This is a genomic window from Chamaesiphon sp. OTE_20_metabat_361, assembly GCF_031364565.1.
The window spans coordinates 1-2,274 of record NZ_JANLWO010000156.1 but is presented as its reverse complement, the minus strand read 5'-3'; the positions used below and the strand labels follow the sequence as shown (position 1 = coordinate 2,274).

Sequence of the window (2,274 nt, the reverse complement as noted above, 5' to 3'; positions counted from 1 at the left end):
TCCCTCTTTATCCAATACTGCAATCAATGCGAAACTATTGCAGCTAGTCGGGGACTGAGTATCGACAAATTCAATCAAATCACTCAGGCGGTAAGATCGAGTACCCAACTCCAAAATCGGGTTCGCAGCCTGTTAAATTAGTCGCTAAGCTATTGCAGATGTCAATCGCCTCTAAGGTGGCAAAACAAGGGGTGTGCCATCCCACAGGACAAAGCGTGTCAATCGATCGGTCACAGCGTAAACCGCGATCGATCCGCACCAGATGGGCGTGAACTACTACCCGCCGCTTACGCTGAGCGGGTAGCTTCTGGTTTCGCGGGGGATTGCCGCATAGCTGTCTTTCGACCTCTACTTGGTCTTACGTCCCCTCCACCAGCAGTCGCGCTAGTTCCTAACGCGAGGAGTCTTAGACCTTCAGCTTTGAGATTTTGCGCTGCATTGACATCTCTATCGTGGTGAGTTCCACAACTAGAACAAGTCCAATGACGTACATCCAAAGGCAAAGATGAGACTCGGTGATAACAGTTACTACAGGTTTTCGATGAAGGGAAAAATCTATCCACCTTGACCAATATTTTGCCAGAACGCTCAAGAGCTGCGCTTGTCGGATTATGGGCAGATGGACTCGATTCCTCACAGAGCACACCATCTCCACCCCGCTTTCGCTGAGGGTGGGGATGGTGTGCTGATTCCGTTAAAATAGCAAATATCATCTAGTCAGGTCGATTCCACCGTGTCAAACGACTCATCATCTGCAACAGCGATCGTTTTGAATCAAAGGTTGCATCACCATCACCAGCTATCTGTAACACCTTCAATCCTGTCGCTCACTGCCGAAGAACGTACTCGCAGCCGTCATCTATTCGGTACTGATGATGGAATTGCCGTTGCTTTACAGCTTCCACGCGGTACCACCCTGCAAGATGGCGATCTCCTAGCATCCGAGCATGGTGAAACATTCGTGCGCGTGAGCGCCAAATCAGAACCAGTGATAACGGTAACTAGTCAAGACGCACTGACACTGCTACGTGCGGCTTACCATTTGGGCAATCGCCACGTTAGCCTAGAAATCGCACCTACCTATCTCCGCTTTAGTCCCGATCCGGTTCTAGAAGGGATGCTAGTACAATTAGGGTTGCAAATAGTTAGTGAAGTTGCGCCATTTTATCCTCAAGGTGGTGCCTACAGTCACCACCACTAATGGTGACGCCAACATCAATTATCTTACGAGCGCAAATGTGAGCTTTTCAGCACATAATCTTCAACTATTACGACTTCTACACTTAGCAAATCCACTGTTACCAGTGGGCGGGTATAGTTATTCCGAAGGCTTAGAGAGTCTGATTTTGCAGGGTGCTATTATCGATCGATCTACACTCCAAGCCTGGATTGAGGGCGAGTTACAGGCTGGCGCGATTCGGATCGAGACTGCGGTAATGGATCGAGCTTACCAGGCTGGACTCGAACTTAATACCGATCGATTACAGTACTGGAATCACTGGCTGTCAGCCGCACGGGAAAGTGAAGAGTTACGCCATCAAAGTTGGCAAATGGGTGGCTCTCTGACGAAGCTAGTCGTTGAATTAACGCCAGAAATTCAAGATTTAATTAGCGCAATTGTTTTTCCCTGTCACTATGCGATCGCCTTTGGTGTCACCGCTCAACATTGGCAAATCGATCGACATGCGACAATTTTGGCATATCTACACAGTTGGACTACCAATCAAGTTGGTGTCGGTGTGAAATTGATTCCGCTCGGACAAACCGCCGGACAGCAGATTGTCTGGCAATTACAGGACGAGCTAGCCGATCTAGCTCGGGCGATTCCCACCTTAGCCGATGGCGATCTTTACGCCTGTAGCTGGGGATCTTCGCTCTCGTGTATGCAGCATGAAACTCTCTACAGTCGCTTATTTAGAAGCTAGGTATATTTTTAGTACTAAAGAATTATTGATATTTATTCTCATTAGGTATTGACAGATATTCTCAATACATTTATAGTTGTTTACATCGCCTCAATCGATCGCTCACCAGCAACTACTCGTCTTCTCTGACCAACCGCAGACGATCTTCGCTGAGTGCATAGCCCAAGCTTAATTACATTAGTTCTGGCTGTTAGTCATTGGTTAGGTGTTCTCCTCTCTAAAATTAAGGATCGGTCGATCGGATTGATGAACATAGTTTCATCATCCGATTTTTTTTGTCGAGCGGCTGATGAACTAGCGCATAATTTCTAAATATTTACCCAATATCATCATTACAATCATTCATCGA

4 protein-coding genes are annotated in these 2,274 nt (G+C 47.1%); 3 read left to right on the top strand and 1 reads right to left on the bottom strand.

Annotated elements, in window-relative coordinates; translation table 11 throughout:
- Nucleotides 1–9 precede the first annotated feature (9 nt).
- A complete protein-coding gene (locus tag RMO35_RS04345; protein WP_309738807.1) occupies nucleotides 10–141 on the top strand; it encodes a DUF4168 domain-containing protein in 132 nt (43 codons plus the stop codon).
- Nucleotides 142–287: 146 nt separating this feature from the next.
- Here the strand turns inward: RMO35_RS04345 and RMO35_RS04340 are convergent, their stop codons facing one another.
- On the bottom strand, nucleotides 288–713 hold the full coding sequence (locus RMO35_RS04340; protein ID WP_309738805.1) for a zinc ribbon domain-containing protein: 426 nt from the start codon (nucleotides 711–713) through the stop codon (nucleotides 288–290).
- A gap of 20 nt (nucleotides 714–733) precedes the next feature.
- Between RMO35_RS04340 and ureE the strand changes: the two genes are divergently transcribed.
- Together ureE and RMO35_RS04330 are read left to right on the top strand one after the other, a co-directional pair.
- Complete coding sequence (gene ureE, locus RMO35_RS04335) at nucleotides 734–1,201, top strand: urease accessory protein UreE (protein ID WP_309738802.1); 468 nt, start codon at nucleotides 734–736, stop codon at nucleotides 1,199–1,201.
- Complete coding sequence (locus RMO35_RS04330) at nucleotides 1,149–1,925, top strand: urease accessory protein UreF (RefSeq protein ID WP_309738800.1); 777 nt, start codon at nucleotides 1,149–1,151, stop codon at nucleotides 1,923–1,925. The genes ureE and RMO35_RS04330 overlap by 53 nt, the downstream gene beginning before the upstream one ends.
- Nucleotides 1,926–2,274: the final 349 nt, after the last annotated feature.

Excerpts from the sequence above, each read along its gene's own strand:
- RMO35_RS04340 (WP_309738805.1), bottom strand. The coding sequence starts at position 713 with ATGATATTTGCTATTTTAACGGAATCAGCACACCATCCCCACCCTCAG.